Below are 243 nucleotides of genomic sequence, written 5' to 3'. Positions count from 1 at the left end.
CAACGGCACCCCGAGCATGTGCAATCGATGGTGCTAACTGGTGCCTTCCCGCTCGACTTCGACCGGTTGCAACGTCCCACCGCGCAGGCTGTGTCGCTGACACTGCACCGTATCTGTGACCGCAGCCAGGCGTGCGACGGCGAGACCACAGTCGAAGACTTGCGGACAGTAGCTGCGCGGATGCAAGTGGAACCGATCACTGTCGATGCCGCGGGGCAGTCGATGCTGCTGACCGAGGGAAAG

General features: G+C 63.0%; 1 protein-coding gene. It reads left to right on the top strand.

All coding sequences use genetic code 11. The annotated features are described in order from the left end of the window. On the top strand, positions 1-243 hold a 243-nt coding region (locus tag AC3XQU_RS24665; protein ID WP_489876732.1), incomplete at both ends, for a hypothetical protein.

It is taken from the genome of Telluria sp. AZSoR62 (assembly GCF_058111565.1).
The sequence above is the reverse complement of the archived record's forward strand: the minus strand, read 5'-3'. Positions and strand labels throughout refer to the sequence as shown.